This window comes from Vibrio sp. 1727, assembly GCF_033344415.1.
Lineage (GTDB): Bacteria > Pseudomonadota > Gammaproteobacteria > Enterobacterales > Vibrionaceae > Vibrio > Vibrio alginolyticus.
Genome location: NZ_JAWPOT010000616.1, coordinates 1 through 534, shown reverse-complemented (window position 1 = coordinate 534; position 534 = coordinate 1). Strand labels below are relative to the sequence as shown.

General features: G+C 43.8%; 1 protein-coding gene. It reads right to left on the bottom strand.

Translation table 11 applies throughout. The features are described from left to right. On the bottom strand, positions 1-534 hold a 534-nt coding region (locus R8O10_RS27230), incomplete at both ends, for an EAL domain-containing protein (protein WP_318192233.1).

Below are 534 nucleotides of genomic sequence, written 5' to 3'. Positions count from 1 at the left end.
TTCTAGGGTTTGAGGCATCGCAAGCAAGTAGCCTTGGTACATATCGAAACCGAGTTTTTTCATTAAGTTAAGTTGATGCTCGGTTTCAATTCCCTCGATAACGGTTTTTGAACTCAGTTCTTTCGCGAGCGCTAATGCTTCTATTAACGCAGAAAAATCCCCGTCTTCGTATTTCAACAGCAATGAACGATCCATCTTGATGATGTCTGGTCGAACGCATTTCACTCGCTCGATGGTTGAGGCATTAATGCCGTAGTCGTCAATAGCAAGTTTAAAGCCTCCGTCACTCAGTTCTTTCGTCGCTTTGTACAGAAAGGACTCATCGCCTGCGCTTAATTCAACTAACTCCATCACGATTTGTTCGCGACGCAAATCCGCCTCACAAATCACTTGCTTTAGTAAATGGCTGTATGAAAGGTCCTTCGCCAGCATTTCTGCAGCTCTGGGAAGCACATTAAGAAAGAGCTTTTTGTTGCGGTAACGAGATTGCCCAAAGTTTTTAATGTGAATAAGGCGACTAAGTCGCTCGACATT